Source organism: Streptosporangium sp. NPDC004631 (assembly GCF_053601935.1).
In genome coordinates this window covers 41,273-55,324 of the sequence record NZ_JBSGCR010000023.1, presented here as the reverse complement: position 1 = coordinate 55,324, position 14,052 = coordinate 41,273, and the positions used below count along the sequence as shown (strand labels likewise).

Genomic DNA, 14,052 nt, shown 5'->3' with positions numbered 1-14,052 from the left:
TGCCGCGCAGAATCGTGCTCGATGTGTTGCGGCCAATCAGCCGCCCCTGCCGGCCTGTTTCGATGTAACTCTGATGTGATGAATCAAGGTTTTCGCAGTCAGGCTTCCGATGCGCCGCCTGACTCTGGATTCCGAGGCCGACGGTTCCTGCTCGCCGACCGGCCCTTACCTATGCCGAAGATGAGCACGGTCAGCGCGAAGGAGACCATCGCGATGCATGCGCCGCCGAGTATCGCCTGCGCGTATCCATGGGCCATGGCGGCGTGACGTACCTGCTCGGTCACCGCGCCGGTGCCCGCGGACTCCAGGTCGTTGTTGGTCACCATGACCGACACCGTGGCCAGGACGGCGAGACCGATCGCGCCGCCCATGCGCTGGCAGGTGCTCTGCACAGCCGAGGCCAGGCCGGCTTCGGCGTCGCTCACGCCGGACACGGCGGCGAGAACGAGCGGGACCATCGCGGTGCCGGATCCGTACCACATAACCAGTTGTGGCAGCAGAATGTCGATGAAGCTTGAATTCGCGTCCATCATGCTGAGCCAGCCCAGCCCGAGCGCGTCCACGAGCGCTCCGATGGCGATCAGCAGATATAACGGATACCGGTTGACCAGCCGCGATGTTACCTGCGTTGCGATGATCACCACGGCGGCGATCGGCAGGAACGACATGCCCGTTTGCAGGGCGCTGAAGCCCAGGACCTCTTGCAGGTACAGGGTGACGAAGAAGAACGCGGCGACGCTGCCCGTGCCCAGGAAGAAACCGACGATGTAGGCCCCGGCCCGGGTTCGGTCCTTGAAGATGCGCAGCGGCATCAGAGCGTGGGGTGTACGTGCTTCCCAGATCACGAAGACGACAAGCAGCGCGACTCCGCCGATGAGCGACCCCAGGACGCTCGCGCTCCCCCAGCCGTTCGACGCGGCGTCCGTCAGACCGAAGACGAGCAGGACCATGCCGGCGGTGACCGTCAGCGCGCCGATGCCGTCGAGCCGCCCGCGGTGGTGCCGGCCCTCGTCCAGCGCGCGCCGGGCGAGGTACATGATGAGCAGGCCGAACGGCACGTTGATGAAGAAGATCCAGCGCCAGCTCACCATGTCCACCAGCAGGCCGCCGACGATCTGGCCGATCGCACCACCGATCGACGACATGCCGGCGTAGGCACCCATGGCCTTGTTGCGCAACTTTCCTTCCGGAAAGTTCGTGATCACCAGGGACAACGCGGTCGGGGATGCGATCGCGCTGCCGATTCCCTGCAGGCCACGTGTGACGATCAAGGAGATGTCGTCGACGGCCAGTCCACCGAGCAGTGACGCGACGGTGAACAGGCCGATGCCGATGATGAAGAGTCGCCGCCGGCCGTACAGGTCACCGATCCGGCCGCCGAACAGCAGGAATCCACTGAAGGTGAGCGTGTACGCGGTTGTGACCCACACCAGGCCGACCGTCGACATGTCCAGGCCGCGCTGAATGGAGGGCAGGGCCACGGTAACCACGGTGCCGTCCAGCACCATCATCAACTGGGTGACGCAGATGACGACGAGAGCGAGACGAAGCCGGCCGGTTATCCGGCCGGAACCGGCTTCTTCGGGTACCTCTACCGTAGGGCGGGAGCCTCTCATCCAGTCGCCTGCGCAAGCGCGGAGGTCGTACCCGCCCGCGCCGTGTCATCCGTTCTCACGAGCTTCTCGCCCGGTTCGAGCGGATGATGGCAGGCCACGAAGTGGCCTTCGGCGTCCGTGAAGGGGTCCAGCGGCGGCACCACGTTGCGGCAGATGTCCGTCGCACGTGGGCAGCGAGTGTGGAACCGGCATCCGGACGGTGGGTTGACCGCCGAGGGGAGGTCGCCTTCGATCGGTGGCCGCTGTGGCTCCCGGGTGGGGTCGGGCTCGGGCAGCGAGGCGATCAGAGCCGAGGTGTACGGGTGCCGCGGCGCGTCGTAGACGGCGTCGCGTGGCCCGATCTCGCAGATCACGCCGAGATACATGACGCAGATCCGGTCGGACATGTGCCGGATCACCGACAGGTCGTGGGAGATGAACAGCAGGGTGAGCTGATACTTCTCCTTCAGTTCCTCCAGGAGGTTCAGGATCTGCGCCTGTACGGAGACGTCGAGCGCCGAGACCGCCTCGTCGCAGACGATGAAGCTGGGCTCCAAGGCCAGGGCGCGCGCGATCGCGACGCGCTGGCACTGGCCGCCGGACAGCTCGTGCGCGCGGCGATCGCCGAAGACCTCCGGGTCGAGCCCGACCGCGTTGAGCAGTTCGTCGACCCGCTTCTTGCGTTCGGCCTTGTTGGGGTAGGTCTTCCAGATCACGAAGGGCTCGGCGACGATCTCCGAGATCTTGCGCCCACTGTTCAGCGCGGACGTCGGGTCCTGGAAGATGATCTGCATCCGGGTGCGCATCTTGCGCAACTTCGCCTTTGAAAGGTTGGCGATGTCGACACCCTCGAAGATGATCTTCGCGTGCTCGGGTTGCGGGAGACACACCAGGGCTCGACCGGCCGTCGACTTCCCGCATCCCGACTCACCGACCAGACCCAGGGTCTCGCCCTTCTCGATCGTGAACGAGATGTTGGAAACAGCCTGCAGACGGCCGGTGGGAACCTGATAGGTGACCGACAGGTTGCGAACGTCGACGAGTACCTCGCCGGTTCGATCGGCGTCGGCGGCGGCGGCGGGGTTGGGTTCTTTTGACCCGGGGGCGTTCACATTCCACCTTCCGTAGCTGCCGGGGGGCCGGTCACGGCACTGACGGCGACGGTGCCGGGCCCTTCGCGGACCTCTGAGGACACACGAATCGCTTCGCCGGTTCCGGCACCGACCAAGCCGCCCGGCACGTTGCGCGGGAAGTGGCACGCCACCGCATGGCCGGCACCGTTGCCGACCAGGCCCGGCTGCTCCGTCCGGCAGCGCTCCTGGGCGTACGGGCACCGCGGGGCGAAGGCGCAGCCCACGGGAATCCGGCCCAGGTTGGGGGGCGCGCCGGGGATGGCGTTCAGCGGAGCGTGCGGGGTATGGCTGTGGCGCGGTATCGAGCTGAGAAGAGCCTCGGTGTAGGGGTGTTGCGGAGAGGCGAACAACGCGCGTGTCGAAGCCGACTCGACGATCCGTCCGGCGTACATCACCTTGACCTCGTCGGTCCGGGTGGCGATGACGCCGAGGTCGTGGCTGACCAGGACCATGCCCATCTCCCGCTCCTCCCGGATCCGGCCGAGCAGATCGAGAATCTGGGCGGCCACGGTCACATCCAGCGCGGTGGTGATCTCGTCGGCGATGAGCAGGCTCGGGTTCGCGGCGAGCGCGAGCGCGATGGTCACCCGCTGACGGAGACCGCCGGACAGCTGATGCGGGAACACCTTGCTGCGTTGCTCCGGGTCCGGAATACGCACGTCGTGCAGGAGCCGGATCGCTTCGGCCTTCGCCTCACCGCGCGACATCCCCAGGTGATGGCGGAGTCCGTCGGCGAGTTGCTGTCCGATGCGCCGGGCCGGCGCCAGCGCCGTCATCGGATTCTGCATGACCATGGCCAGTTCCGGGCCCCATAGCTTCGCGAGTTCCGCGCGGCTCTGTGTGGTCAGCTCCGTACCCTGGAAGCGAACCGAGCCGGTGTATGTCGTGTATCGCCGAGGCAGTACGCCCAGGATCGACCGGCCCAGCACGGTCTTCCCTGAGCCGGTCTCGCCCACCACGCCGATGGTCTGGCCACGGTGAAGTGTGAAGCTGATCGAGTCGTTCGCCCGGATCAAGCCCCGTGGCGTGGTGAACGTCGTGGACAGGTCGGTGACCTCCAGCAGCGGAACATCGCTCGACGCTGAGGCTGAGGCGGAAGGAGAGGCAGAGGTAGCAGAGGTAGTTGTCACCCGAGAACCGACTCTCTCGTGTCCGTGGCAGCTCTTGCGCCCTCACCCAGCCTGTTGAAGGCCACCACGGTAATGAACAAGACGATGGAGGGGATCAGCACGCCCTGCGGGTGCTGCTGCAGGACGTCCTGAGCGTCCGAGATCATGCCGCCCCATGTGGGAGCAGGCGGCGGAATGCCCAGCCCGAGGAAGCTCAGCGACGCCGCGGCGATGATCAGCACCGCGACGATGATTCCGCTGAACGGGAGGAGCACGCGGGCCACGCCGGGCAGCAACTCCCGCGCCATGATGCGCGGGCCTCGCGCGCCGAGTGCCTTCGCGGCCAGCACGTGTTCTCGTGCGGCGAGCCGTGCCGCGGTTCCCCGCGACAGGCGCACCATCGACGGGACGACGAAGAACGAGAAGGCAAGGAACAGCGTGCTGAAGGTCGGCTTCAGCACCGCGACCAGGGCGAGCAGCAGGACGAGCGGCGGAAAACTCAGCAAGCTGTCGGTGACGACCCGAATAATCGCATCGAGGAGTCCGCCGTAGTGCGCCGCGAGGACGCCGATGCTCATTCCGAGTACTACCCCGATCACGGCGCTGCCGACACCGAGGATAAGGGAGACTCGAGATCCGTTGATGACCCGGGAAAGGACGTCACGTCCATTACCGTCGGTGCCGAGGATGTAATCGCCGAAGGGGTTGGCGGAGATCCAGGACGGCGTGTCCAAGGGGAGGTAGGTCGGGCCCTGCAGGGGCAGCAGTGGCGCGATCACGGCCAGCAGGACGATGAATCCGGTCCAGATGGCGGCCATCCACAGCCCGGTCTGGAACTGAGGCCCGAAATGGGCCTTCGCCGCTCTGTCGGTCCCCCGGAACCAGGCGAACAGACCCGCGAAGGCGATCAGCCAGCGCGCCCACGCGGGGAGGTGCGCCGCAGGCAGAATGGCCAGGAACAACAACGCCAGTCCGCCGGCGACGATTGCCAGGCCGAGCCACTTTCGGCGGGTCCGGGTGTGCCGGGTGCCCGCGGGTGGTGTCACCGTTCCGGCGGCTGTTGTGGTGTCGGCGGCTGTGGTGTCGGTGACGCTCTCTGCCGCGGTTCTAGGCATTTCGCATCCTCGGGTCGATCAGGCTGTAGGACAGGTCGACGAGCGCGTTGATCACCACATATGCGACGGCGGTCAAGAGCACGCCACCCTGAACCAGCGGGTAGTCGCTGTTGACGACTGAATTGAGCAGCAGATGACCCATGCCGGGTAGCGCGAAGATGGACTCCACGATCACGGTGCCGCCGAGCAGGGATCCGAGTGTCACGCCCGAGATGGTTACCAGCGAGACGCACGAGGGGCGCAGGACGTAGCGGAACAGAATCGTCCTGATCGGCAGGCCACGAAGCCGTGCGAACAGGACGAAGTCCTCCTGAAGCGTTTGGAGAATTTCCGCCCGGAGTACTCGGGAGAAATAAGCGATCATGGGCATGGCCAGCGTCAGGGCCGGCAGGAATGAGCTTCTGATGCTGCGCAACGGATCGGTGCTGAATGCGACCCATCCTGTACGCGGGAAAAGGTGCACCTGCAAAGTCAGCAGCAGTGCCAGCACGAGCGCCAGTACGAAGGCCGGTACGGCCAGCGAACCAATGCTGGTGGCGTTCAGGATCCGGTCGACCTTTCCGCCGGGACGGTATCCCGCGTAAACCGCGGTGGGGACCGCGATGAGAAACGCGATGAGCAGCGCTATGGCGGCGAGTTGGATGGTGACGGGGAGGGCGGTCTGGATACGCGACGCGACGGTGCCGTACGGCGCGACGAGTGCGTTTCCGAAGTCCCCCTGCAGAGCGTTGCCCATCCAGTTCAGGTACTGGTCGAGCAGTGGCTTGTCCAGACCGAGCTCGCGATTGATCTGATTTATCGCCTCAGGGGTGGCGGACGGGCCGAGGATGGCGGCCGCCGGACTGCCCGAGGAGATGTGGATGAGCATGAATGTGCAGAAGGACACGAATAGCAGGACGATGATCAGGTGGGGGAGCCGGGCCAGGAGCGGCCCGATCACCGGGATCCGGGTGATCGCCCGGATCCCGTCGCCCAACCTTCGCGGGAAGGACATGTGGTCAGGCGTCATTGAGGTCACGACACCGAGACCTTGTCGAACTGGATCATCTGGCCGCCGACCTGCTGCAGACCATGTACATTGGGCTTGTAGAAGAAGTTCCAGGTGGTTGTGCCACAGGAAATCGCGGGGACGGTTTCTATGTAGAGCGCAAGGAACTTCTTCATTACCGCCTGACGCTCTTCAAGCGTGGACGCGGCACCCATTTCGTTAGCAATCTTCACCATCTTCGGGTTGCTGTACCCGAGCGTGTTCGTCGGCGTGACATAGTTGTTGTTGATGCTGCCATAAGGTGTGGCGTCGGCGATGCCGCCGCCCCCGCCGGCCAGGTCGAAGTCATGGTCGGCGTAGACCTTGGTGAAGAAGTTCGCAACCGGAAGGTTCGTCACGTTCAGCGTGATGCCGATGGGGTTCAGCATCGACGAGAGGATTACAGGCTGGTTGGTCTGGGTGCTGGGGCCGACCCAGTTCAGCTTGCCGTCCCACTTGGTTTCAGCCTTGACCTGCTCGACGAGTTGCTTCGCCTCCGCCGGGTCGTAGGGGATCCTTTGCTGGTCGGGGGAGTGGAAGACCGACCCCTTCATGAAGAGCATGTCGCTGGCGACTTCTTCACCGCCGTTGTTTCGCTCGTTCCAAACTTTGGGGTTGAACGCGAGCTGGATGGCCCTACGCAGCCGCACGTCGTGCAACGGCGAGTTCTTCCGGTTGTTCAGCAGGATGGCGACCCCGGAGGTCTGCCTGGTTGAGATCGTCGGGATCTTCTTCTCCCGGATCTCCACGTCCGAGTGGGAGTCGAGCACGATTCCGGCCTGCAACTGCCCGGACTCGAATGCCTGCAGCTGGGCCTGCTCCGTGCCCGCCACCTGGAACTTCAGGCTCGACAGCAGCGGCTTGTCGAGGGCGTACGTCGGGTTCGGCTTCAATGTGAGGCTGCTGCCCGGCTTGAATTCACTCACCACGAACGGGCCCGCGCCGACCGCCGGCGCGGTCTTGTCGCCGCCGTCCACCTTGTCAATGTAGCTCGGTGCCGCGATCATGCCCGGCCCGATGGCGAGCACATATGAGAACTGGGCGTCCGACTGCTTCAGCTTTATGACGACGGTCGCGTCGTCCGTTGCCTCGATCGAATCAACCACCGCGAGCGAGTTCGCGATCGAGAAGAAGGACTTCCGATCCCGGTCGAGGTTCTTCACCACGGCTGCGGCGTTGTACGGAGTTCCGTCTGAGAAGACCATTCCCGGACGCAGCTTCAGCGTCCACTCCGTGTGATTCTCGTTGTGCTCCAGGCTCTGTGCCATGTACGGCACGGCTTCGCTCTTTCCGGTGTCCCAGCGGACCAATGTACCGTAGATGGCGAGAGTCTCGTTGCCTCCGATTGTTATGCTGCCCGTATTCATCATCGGGTCAAGCGAATTGATGCCCGAGTACTCACCCACTACGATGCTCGACGGCCCTGCTGCCGCTTCTTTTGGTTTCGAACTGGAGCACCCTGCGAGGGTGGTGGTGGCGACCGTAGCCACCGCCACCAGAGTGAACCGCCAAGACCCGTTTCTGACCACGCTGTTTCTCCGTCCTGATGTGTGTTCGCAGAGGGGGATCGGGACCAGTGCGCTCGGCACATCACATGGACAAACCCCTAACGGCTACCGCAGGGGCGGGCTGTGGCGCCTATCATGGAACTAGATTGCAGTGTCGTCAAGGCTCAGGCAGGGTCGGACCTGTGGTAGCGCTGCTCCCGGCGGGGCGCGGCCGTGGCGAGAGGCGACGGGTCGCCTTCGCCCGCGTTCAAGGGGAACCGCGTTGTCGTCGGTGCGGGGTGCCGGTTCGCGCCGCGCCGGCGCCATGTCTGGTTCGAGCGTGGTCCCAGCGGCGCCCGCCACGGCATCGCCGCTGGTCGACCGGTGGAATCCGGGAGAGTGGCCTTGATCGGCTCCGGGCCGCAGCCGGGGAGGCCGGGGAGGCCGGGGGGACGGCGGACGTGGACTCCACCGTCGACCGGGCACGTCGGCACGCGGCCGGAGCGCCCCGCCCTCCGGCCGTCGACGCCTCGGAGGTGCCTTTGAGACGCTCGCGCCGCCGCACGGCCGCCGGGGCCGGCCGCCCGCGCCACTCGTGGGAGCCCGACCGTGACACCTCCGGCCAGGCGCGCGTTTTCGCGATGGCGTGATCGGCACTCTCCGCGTCGAGGAGCTCGAACCGGGCGGTTGCCGCGTCTCGCCCGGGAAGAAGGCCGGGGCTTTTTGCGGGTGGCCTCGCCGTCGCGTGGTCCGTGCCGAGGGCCGTTACCCGCTCGCCGCCGATGACGTCGCACCGCGACCGGCAGCGCGTGACCGGGGGAAACAGGCAGGACATCTTGACGGTATTGAATTCTCGTTCCATGATGAGCGTGCGGGCGGTGGGGTGAGAGTGATCGGAGGGAGGTGTCGACCGGTCGGACGTATCGCGGACACCGCGATCGATCGTTCGCCGTAAAACTTCGCCGCTGTGCGACGTCATCTCCCGGCAGACCAAGACGTGCTCGTCTCCTGCACTAATCGGATCCCTCTGGGCACATGGTCGCTCAGGAACATGTGCCCCTGAAGGTCAGGATAGGTAAAGCACACCTGGCGCGGACAAAATGGTTTACGCCGGGTTCTTCCCGATATCCCTGTCCTTTGATCGCAGCTCATCTGATCTACCGCATGTCCCGTCCGGGATGAGATGCGGCGAAGTTTTCTGTCCGAAACGTACGCGGTGTACTTAAGATTGGGGAGCTGGGACTCCATGGGAATCGCCCTGACCGAAGACCAGCTGGCATTGTCTGACGCCATACGCCAGTTTGTGAAGCGCAATATATCGGTCTCGACGACACGGGCCGAGTTCGATGACCTCGCCGCGGGGATCTGGCCGGTCGTCTGGCCGTCCCTCGCGCAGCAGGGTTTCCTCGGGATGCATATAGACCCGTCGGCCGGCGGTGACGGCGCGACCTTGGTCGACGTTGCCATCTTGCTGGAGGAGGCAGGGCGGGCCCTCGTTCCCGGGCCGCTGCTGCCGACCGTTATGACCAGTGTCGCACTCGGCCGCTACGGGTCCGAGTCGATCACCGAAACCATACTTCCGCAGTTCGTCACCGGTGCGACCGGCGCCTGCCTGACGACCACGGAGGGCCTTACGGCCGTGCCGGACGGCGACGGATGGCGGGTCAGCGGCACCAGCGCCCCGCTCCTCGGAGCCGCGAGTGGCCAGTTCCTCATCCTCGGCGCGCAGGCCGCGGAGCGTACGGTGTGGTTCGTCGTCGAACGGTCGGTCAGCGAATCGGTCAAGGTCGAGCAAGGCGTCAGCGTTGACCCGACGCGAGATGTCGGTCGAGTGACCGTGTCCGATCTTGTGGTGCGGCCGGAGAACCTGCTGTCTGCGAGTAGTGACGACATCCGGACGCTCGCAGCCGTTCTCTTCGCGGCCGAGGCCGCCGGGGTCGCCCGTTACCTTCAAGAGTCCGGGCTCGCGTACGCCAAGATCCGGGAACAGTTCGGTCGAACGATCGGCTCGTTCCAGAGCGTGAAGCACAAGTGCGCGCGGCTGTACATGCAGACCGAGCTGATGACGGCGGTGGCGTGGGACGCCGCCCGCGCGTTGAACGACCAGCCCGCCGACCAGGCGAGTCTCGCCGCTGCGGCAGCGGCCGTGTACTGCTTGAACGCAGTCGCCGATATCGGTCTGGAGACGACCACCCTCTTCGGCGGCATCGGGTACACCTGGGAGCACGACACGCACCTGTACTGGCGTCGGGGGTTGTCGCTGGCGAGCCTGCTCGGGCCGGCCCGGGTATGGGACGCGCGGCTGGGACACCTGGCCGCGCGGACCACCCGGCGACGTCCTCTGGACCTGGGGGCCGAACCCGAGGGATTCCGGGCCGAGATCGCGAGCACGCTGGCCACGATCGCGGCCGCGCCGGAGAACCGGCGTCGGGCGATGTACGCCGAAGCCGGACTGGTCTCGTCCCACTATCCGAAGCCCTATGGGCGGGAGGCCGACCCCATTCAGCAGGTGATCATCGCCGAGGAGTTCGCGCGCGCCGGCGTGACACAGCCGTCCACGATCATCGGCGAGTGGGCGCTGCCGACCATCCTGGCGCACGGGACCGAGGAACAGCGAGAGGCCTTCATCGGGCCGACACTGCGCGGTGAAATCGTCTGGTGCCAGCTGTTCAGCGAGCCGGGCGCCGGTTCGGACCTGGCGTCGTTGCGCACCAAGGCCGAGAAGGTCGACGGTGGCTGGCTGCTGAACGGTCAGAAGGTATGGACGTCCGGCGCCCACGAGTCCGACTGGGGTATCTGCCTCGCCCGCACGGACCCGGGCGTGCCGAAGCACAAGGGCATCAGCTACTTCCTCGTCGACATTCACTCGCCCGGCGTCGAGGTTCGTCCGTTGCGTGAGGCGAGCGGCGCCTACCTGTTCAACGAGGTCTTCTTCAACGACGTGTTCGTGCCCGACTCGCGCCTGGTCGGTGAACCCGGTGACGGATGGCGGCTGGCCCGCACCACGCTCGGCAACGAGCGGGTGAGCATGGGTTCTGGCATGGCCGGCATGAGGCGAGATCCCGTACACGTGGCGCTCGCGCTCGGCTCCGAGGGGTTCGAAGAGGTCGTCGGCGAAGCCGGCCGGCTGCAGGCGCAGCGGGAGGCGTCGGACGCACTCGGCCAGCGCACCCTGCTGCGTCAGCTGACCGGCTTGCAGCCCGGTCCCGAGTCGAGCGTCCTGAAGCTCGCATCGGCGTGGAACTCGGCGGCTATGAGCCGTGCCGCGCAAGGTTGGGCCGGCCCCGAAGCGGCGGAGATGGGTGAGCCGTTCAGTGGCGCGGCGCAAGGTCTGGTGTCGGTGGGGCCGTCCCTGCTCGGCGGTGGTACCTCTGAGATTCAACTCAATGTGATCGCCGAGCGGGTTCTCGGGCTACCGCGAGACTGAGCTCAGGATGACGTCGCAGGGCACGATTGCCGTTGCGTCCGCAACGACGCAGCTCGCAGCGCTCAGGTCGGGAGAGCTCTCCAGCAGCGAGCTGCTGGAGGACTTTCTCGAACGCATCACCACGTACGACGGCGATCTCAACGCCGTCGTCACGATCGACGAGGAGGGCGGGCGTCGTGCGGCCGCGGCCGCCGACCGGTCCCGCGCGGCGGGGGAACCACTCGGCCCGCTGCACGGTCTGCCCATCACGATCAAGGACGCGATCGAAGTGGCCGGCCTGCGCTCGACCGGCGGCGCGCAGGAGTTGGCCGAGTACGTGCCCGATCGGGATGCGCCGGCAGTGAGACGTCTGCGAGCGGCCGGCGCCGTGATCTTCGGCAAGACGAACGTGCCGACCTGGTCGGCGGACATCCAAACGTCGAATCAGCTGTTCGGAACGACCCGCAATCCGTGGGATGCCACGCGAACGCCCGGGGGATCGTCCGGTGGCTCCGCGGTCGCGGTTGCCTGCGGCTTCACCGGCTTCGAGCTCGGCACCGACATCGGCGGCTCGATTCGAATTCCCTCCCATTTCTGTGGCACGTTCGGCCTCAAACCCACGTATGGAGTGGTTCCGCAACGGGGCTACCTCGATCGTGTGGGCGGAAGCACGGCCGATACGGATATCAATGTCTTCGGACCCCTCGCCCGCAGCGCGGACGATCTCGCATTGGCACTGGCCGTCCTCGCCGGTCCCGATGGAGCTCAACCGCCCGGCCGGCGTCCAGCCCTCCCGGTCGACGAGCCGCGGCGTGCGCCGGGACGCATCGGGGTGTGGCTGGACGAGCCGTCGTGTCCGGTGGGAACCGCGGTACGACAGCTCCTGTCGGTCGCGGCGACGCGGCTGAGCGAGGACGGATGGGTGGTCGAGGACGAGCACCCGCTGGTGAGCTTTCCACGGCAGGCGCAGCTTGCTCAGCGGTTGATCGGAGCGGCGGTGTCGGTCGGCTCCGACGCCGACATCGGTGACGCGTTCGGCGGAACACACCGCGCGCGGTCGCTCGCGCGGGCCGAGCGAAAGGCGTTCGAGGCCGTCTGGCGCGAATGGTTCGGCCGGTTCGACGCCCTGCTGTGCCCGGTGCTCGGAGTGCCCGCATTCGAGCACGACACCGGGCGGCCGCTGATGGAACGCGCCGTCGACGTCGACGGGCAGAACGTTCCGCACGTCGCGATGATCGGCTGGCTGGGCCTGATCGGCGTCATGGGCCTGCCGTCGGTGGTCGCGCCGATCGGCCGAACGGCGGACGGGCTGCCGGTCGGCGTCCAAATTGTCACCGGGTGGCATCAGGACTATCGCGCGATCGCGATCGCGCGTCGGCTGGAAGTGCTCTGCGGTGGCTATCAGGTGCCGCCTGGCCTTCGGTAGCACCGGCACCGGGGAAACGTAAAGACCCAACACGCGAACCTAGGCGGTTTGCGACAGCTAAAGGAGTAGATATGGACTACACGGTGGTACAGATCGACGAGCCGGCGCCGCACGTGCGGCGAATCACGCTGAACCGGCCGGAGAAACGCAACGCGCTGAGCGGCCGGCTGCGGACCGAGATCAACGCCGCGGTTCGCGAAAGCGAAGCCCTTGACAGCGTTCGCGTCACCATCATCCGGGCGAACGGGCCGAGCTTCTGCGCGGGGTACGACCTGAGCCCGAGCCCGGGCGACAACGTTTCGCTTGAGTACGGCAACCAGGGCCTCGCGGGCTACCAGCGTAGTGTCGTGGATCTGTGGACGGGCATGTGGGACCTGTGCAAGCCCGTGATCGCCCAGGTGCACGGCCACTGCCTGGCCGGTGGCACCGAGCTCGTCACCGGCTGTGACCTGGTGTACGTAGCCGAGGACGCGAAGATCGGTTACCCGGCCGTCCGGTTCGGTGTGCCGGACATGCAGTACCACGCCTGGCTGCTCGGGATGCGCCGCGGTATGGAGCTTGTGCTCACCGGTGACACCATGAGCGGCGTCGAAGCCGCGGACTGGGGATTCGCGAACCGAGCGTTCCCGGCCGACAAGCTTGAGGAGGAGACTCTGAAGATCGCGAGCCGGGTCGCGCAGATTCCGTCCGACATCCTCCAGATCAACAAGCGCACGATTCACCGTGCGATGGACTACATGGGAATGCGCCAGTCGCTGTACGCGGGAACGGAGATGTGCGCGCTCGCGACCCACACCGAGACTTTCAGGGCGTTCCTCGGCAACATCATGGACAAGGGCCTGACCAGCGCGTTGACCGAGCGGGACAAGGCGTTCGGCGACGGGCGCACCGCGACGCGCGCGAGCGTGGACACGTAGCACAACCGCGGTCGGCCGGTGGTGGACGGCGTCGGCCCGGGGTACGGCGTCAGGTGGTTACGGCCCGCGTGGGAAAGGGCGCTATGACCACGACGTCGACCACGGGCCGGACGCCGGGCGAAGCGGACCGGATCGGTGTCCGATCCGGTCAGCGGTGGCGGAGAGACAGGAGACGCGGTTATGCCTCAGGGCCGTCACCGTAGATCAACCTGATGGCGTCGTCCACGCTCCGGAAGACATCTTTGATCGACGACCGGTTCATGACCCAGCTCCGCAACTGGGTGACGAGCACCGACTCTATGGTCATGATGATCGCTGTGCGGTTCGTATCGATCGGGCCGTCGAAAGCCAGCTGCAGGGTTTGCGTGTACTGCGAGCCCATCGCACTGCTGTAGACCTCGGCCGCGTAGGTGTCGGTCGTCGTCTCCATCATCATCAGCACCCGGAAGAACTGTGGCTGCACCTGGAAAGCCCGTATCGAGCGGGAGAAGATTTCCCGCAGCCGGTCGGCTTCCGTCTCACCCGCTGGATGGGATTTTTCCAGCTTCACCTTGAGCGCCTTCTGCCATTCAACGAAGACCGCCGCGAACAGGTGCTCCTTCGAGGCGAAGTATCGATAGAGCGTGCCCAGCGCGACGCCTGAGTCGCGCGCGACGTCGGAGATCTTGACCTGCTCGTAGTCGCTGTCCGCGAGCGCTCGCAACGCCGTCTTGATAATGCGGTGCCTGCGCGCAGCCTGATTACCGTGCAGCGTCTCCGGCGCCGGAGGCCCTGTGATTTGCAATACCGTCTCCATCCCCCGTCTCGGATGTTGACACGATTTCTAGAACTAGAGCC

Annotated in this window: 10 protein-coding genes; 3 read left to right on the top strand and 7 right to left on the bottom strand. The window is 66.0% G+C overall.

Translation table 11 applies throughout. The features are described 5' to 3' along the window. Window positions 1–98: 98 nt before the first annotated feature. The 6 genes from ACWEF2_RS22060 to ACWEF2_RS22035 form a co-directional block, all read right to left on the bottom strand. Complete coding sequence (locus ACWEF2_RS22060) at window positions 99–1,616, bottom strand: MFS transporter (protein ID WP_453817927.1); 1,518 nt, start codon at window positions 1,614–1,616, stop codon at window positions 99–101. Continuing rightward, window positions 1,613–2,707: an ABC transporter ATP-binding protein gene (locus ACWEF2_RS22055; RefSeq protein ID WP_453817925.1), complete on the bottom strand. Its 1,095-nt coding sequence runs from the start codon at window positions 2,705–2,707 to the stop codon at window positions 1,613–1,615. The genes ACWEF2_RS22060 and ACWEF2_RS22055 overlap by 4 nt, the downstream gene beginning before the upstream one ends. Further along, the gene (locus tag ACWEF2_RS22050) at window positions 2,704–3,744 is read right to left on the bottom strand and encodes an ABC transporter ATP-binding protein (RefSeq protein WP_453817923.1); all 1,041 of its coding nucleotides are present in this window, start codon (window positions 3,742–3,744) and stop codon (window positions 2,704–2,706) included. Before ACWEF2_RS22050 ends, ACWEF2_RS22055 begins: the two co-directional genes overlap by 4 nt. 110 nt (window positions 3,745–3,854) lie before the next feature. Further along, complete coding sequence (locus ACWEF2_RS22045; protein WP_453817921.1) at window positions 3,855–4,952, bottom strand: ABC transporter permease subunit; 1,098 nt, start codon at window positions 4,950–4,952, stop codon at window positions 3,855–3,857. Continuing rightward, window positions 4,945–5,961, bottom strand: coding sequence for an ABC transporter permease (locus ACWEF2_RS22040; protein WP_453818021.1), 1,017 nt, complete (start codon window positions 5,959–5,961; stop codon window positions 4,945–4,947). The genes ACWEF2_RS22045 and ACWEF2_RS22040 overlap by 8 nt, the downstream gene beginning before the upstream one ends. Before the next feature lie 5 nt (window positions 5,962–5,966). After that, window positions 5,967–7,475, bottom strand: coding sequence for an ABC transporter substrate-binding protein (locus tag ACWEF2_RS22035; RefSeq protein ID WP_453817919.1), 1,509 nt, complete (start codon window positions 7,473–7,475; stop codon window positions 5,967–5,969). 1,237 nt (window positions 7,476–8,712) lie between these two features. On the opposite strand from ACWEF2_RS22035, the gene ACWEF2_RS22030 reads away from it, so the two are divergent. The 3 genes from ACWEF2_RS22030 (at window position 8,713) to ACWEF2_RS22020 (ending at window position 13,215) form a co-directional block, all read left to right on the top strand. Then, window positions 8,713–10,893 carry an acyl-CoA dehydrogenase gene (locus ACWEF2_RS22030; RefSeq protein ID WP_453817917.1) on the top strand — a complete coding sequence of 727 codons (2,181 nt, stop codon included), beginning with the start codon at window positions 8,713–8,715 and terminating at the stop codon, window positions 10,891–10,893. 7 nt (window positions 10,894–10,900) lie between these two features. Further along, complete coding sequence (locus tag ACWEF2_RS22025; RefSeq protein WP_453817915.1) at window positions 10,901–12,298, top strand: amidase family protein; 1,398 nt, start codon at window positions 10,901–10,903, stop codon at window positions 12,296–12,298. A 71-nt stretch (window positions 12,299–12,369) separates the two neighbouring features. Continuing rightward, window positions 12,370–13,215 carry an enoyl-CoA hydratase-related protein gene (locus tag ACWEF2_RS22020; RefSeq protein ID WP_453817913.1) on the top strand — a complete coding sequence of 282 codons (846 nt, stop codon included), beginning with the start codon at window positions 12,370–12,372 and terminating at the stop codon, window positions 13,213–13,215. A 178-nt stretch (window positions 13,216–13,393) separates the two neighbouring features. Here the strand turns inward: ACWEF2_RS22020 and ACWEF2_RS22015 are convergent, their stop codons facing one another. Continuing rightward, window positions 13,394–14,011 (bottom strand): TetR/AcrR family transcriptional regulator, encoded by a 618-nt coding sequence (locus tag ACWEF2_RS22015; RefSeq protein ID WP_355599365.1) that lies wholly within the window; start codon window positions 14,009–14,011, stop codon window positions 13,394–13,396. Window positions 14,012–14,052: the final 41 nt, after the last annotated feature.

Excerpts from the sequence above, each read along its gene's own strand:
- ACWEF2_RS22015 (WP_355599365.1), bottom strand. The coding sequence starts at position 14,011 with ATGGAGACGGTATTGCAAATCACAGGGCCTCCGGCGCCGGAGACGCTG.
- ACWEF2_RS22030 (WP_453817917.1), top strand. The coding sequence starts at position 8,713 with ATGGGAATCGCCCTGACCGAAGACCAGCTGGCATTGTCTGACGCCATA.
- ACWEF2_RS22060 (WP_453817927.1), bottom strand. The coding sequence starts at position 1,616 with ATGAGAGGCTCCCGCCCTACGGTAGAGGTACCCGAAGAAGCCGGTTCC.
- ACWEF2_RS22040 (WP_453818021.1), bottom strand. The coding sequence starts at position 5,961 with ATGACGCCTGACCACATGTCCTTCCCGCGAAGGTTGGGCGACGGGATC.
- ACWEF2_RS22020 (WP_453817913.1), top strand. The coding sequence starts at position 12,370 with ATGGACTACACGGTGGTACAGATCGACGAGCCGGCGCCGCACGTGCGG.
- ACWEF2_RS22045 (WP_453817921.1), bottom strand. The coding sequence starts at position 4,952 with ATGCCTAGAACCGCGGCAGAGAGCGTCACCGACACCACAGCCGCCGAC.
- ACWEF2_RS22025 (WP_453817915.1), top strand. The coding sequence starts at position 10,901 with ATGACGTCGCAGGGCACGATTGCCGTTGCGTCCGCAACGACGCAGCTC.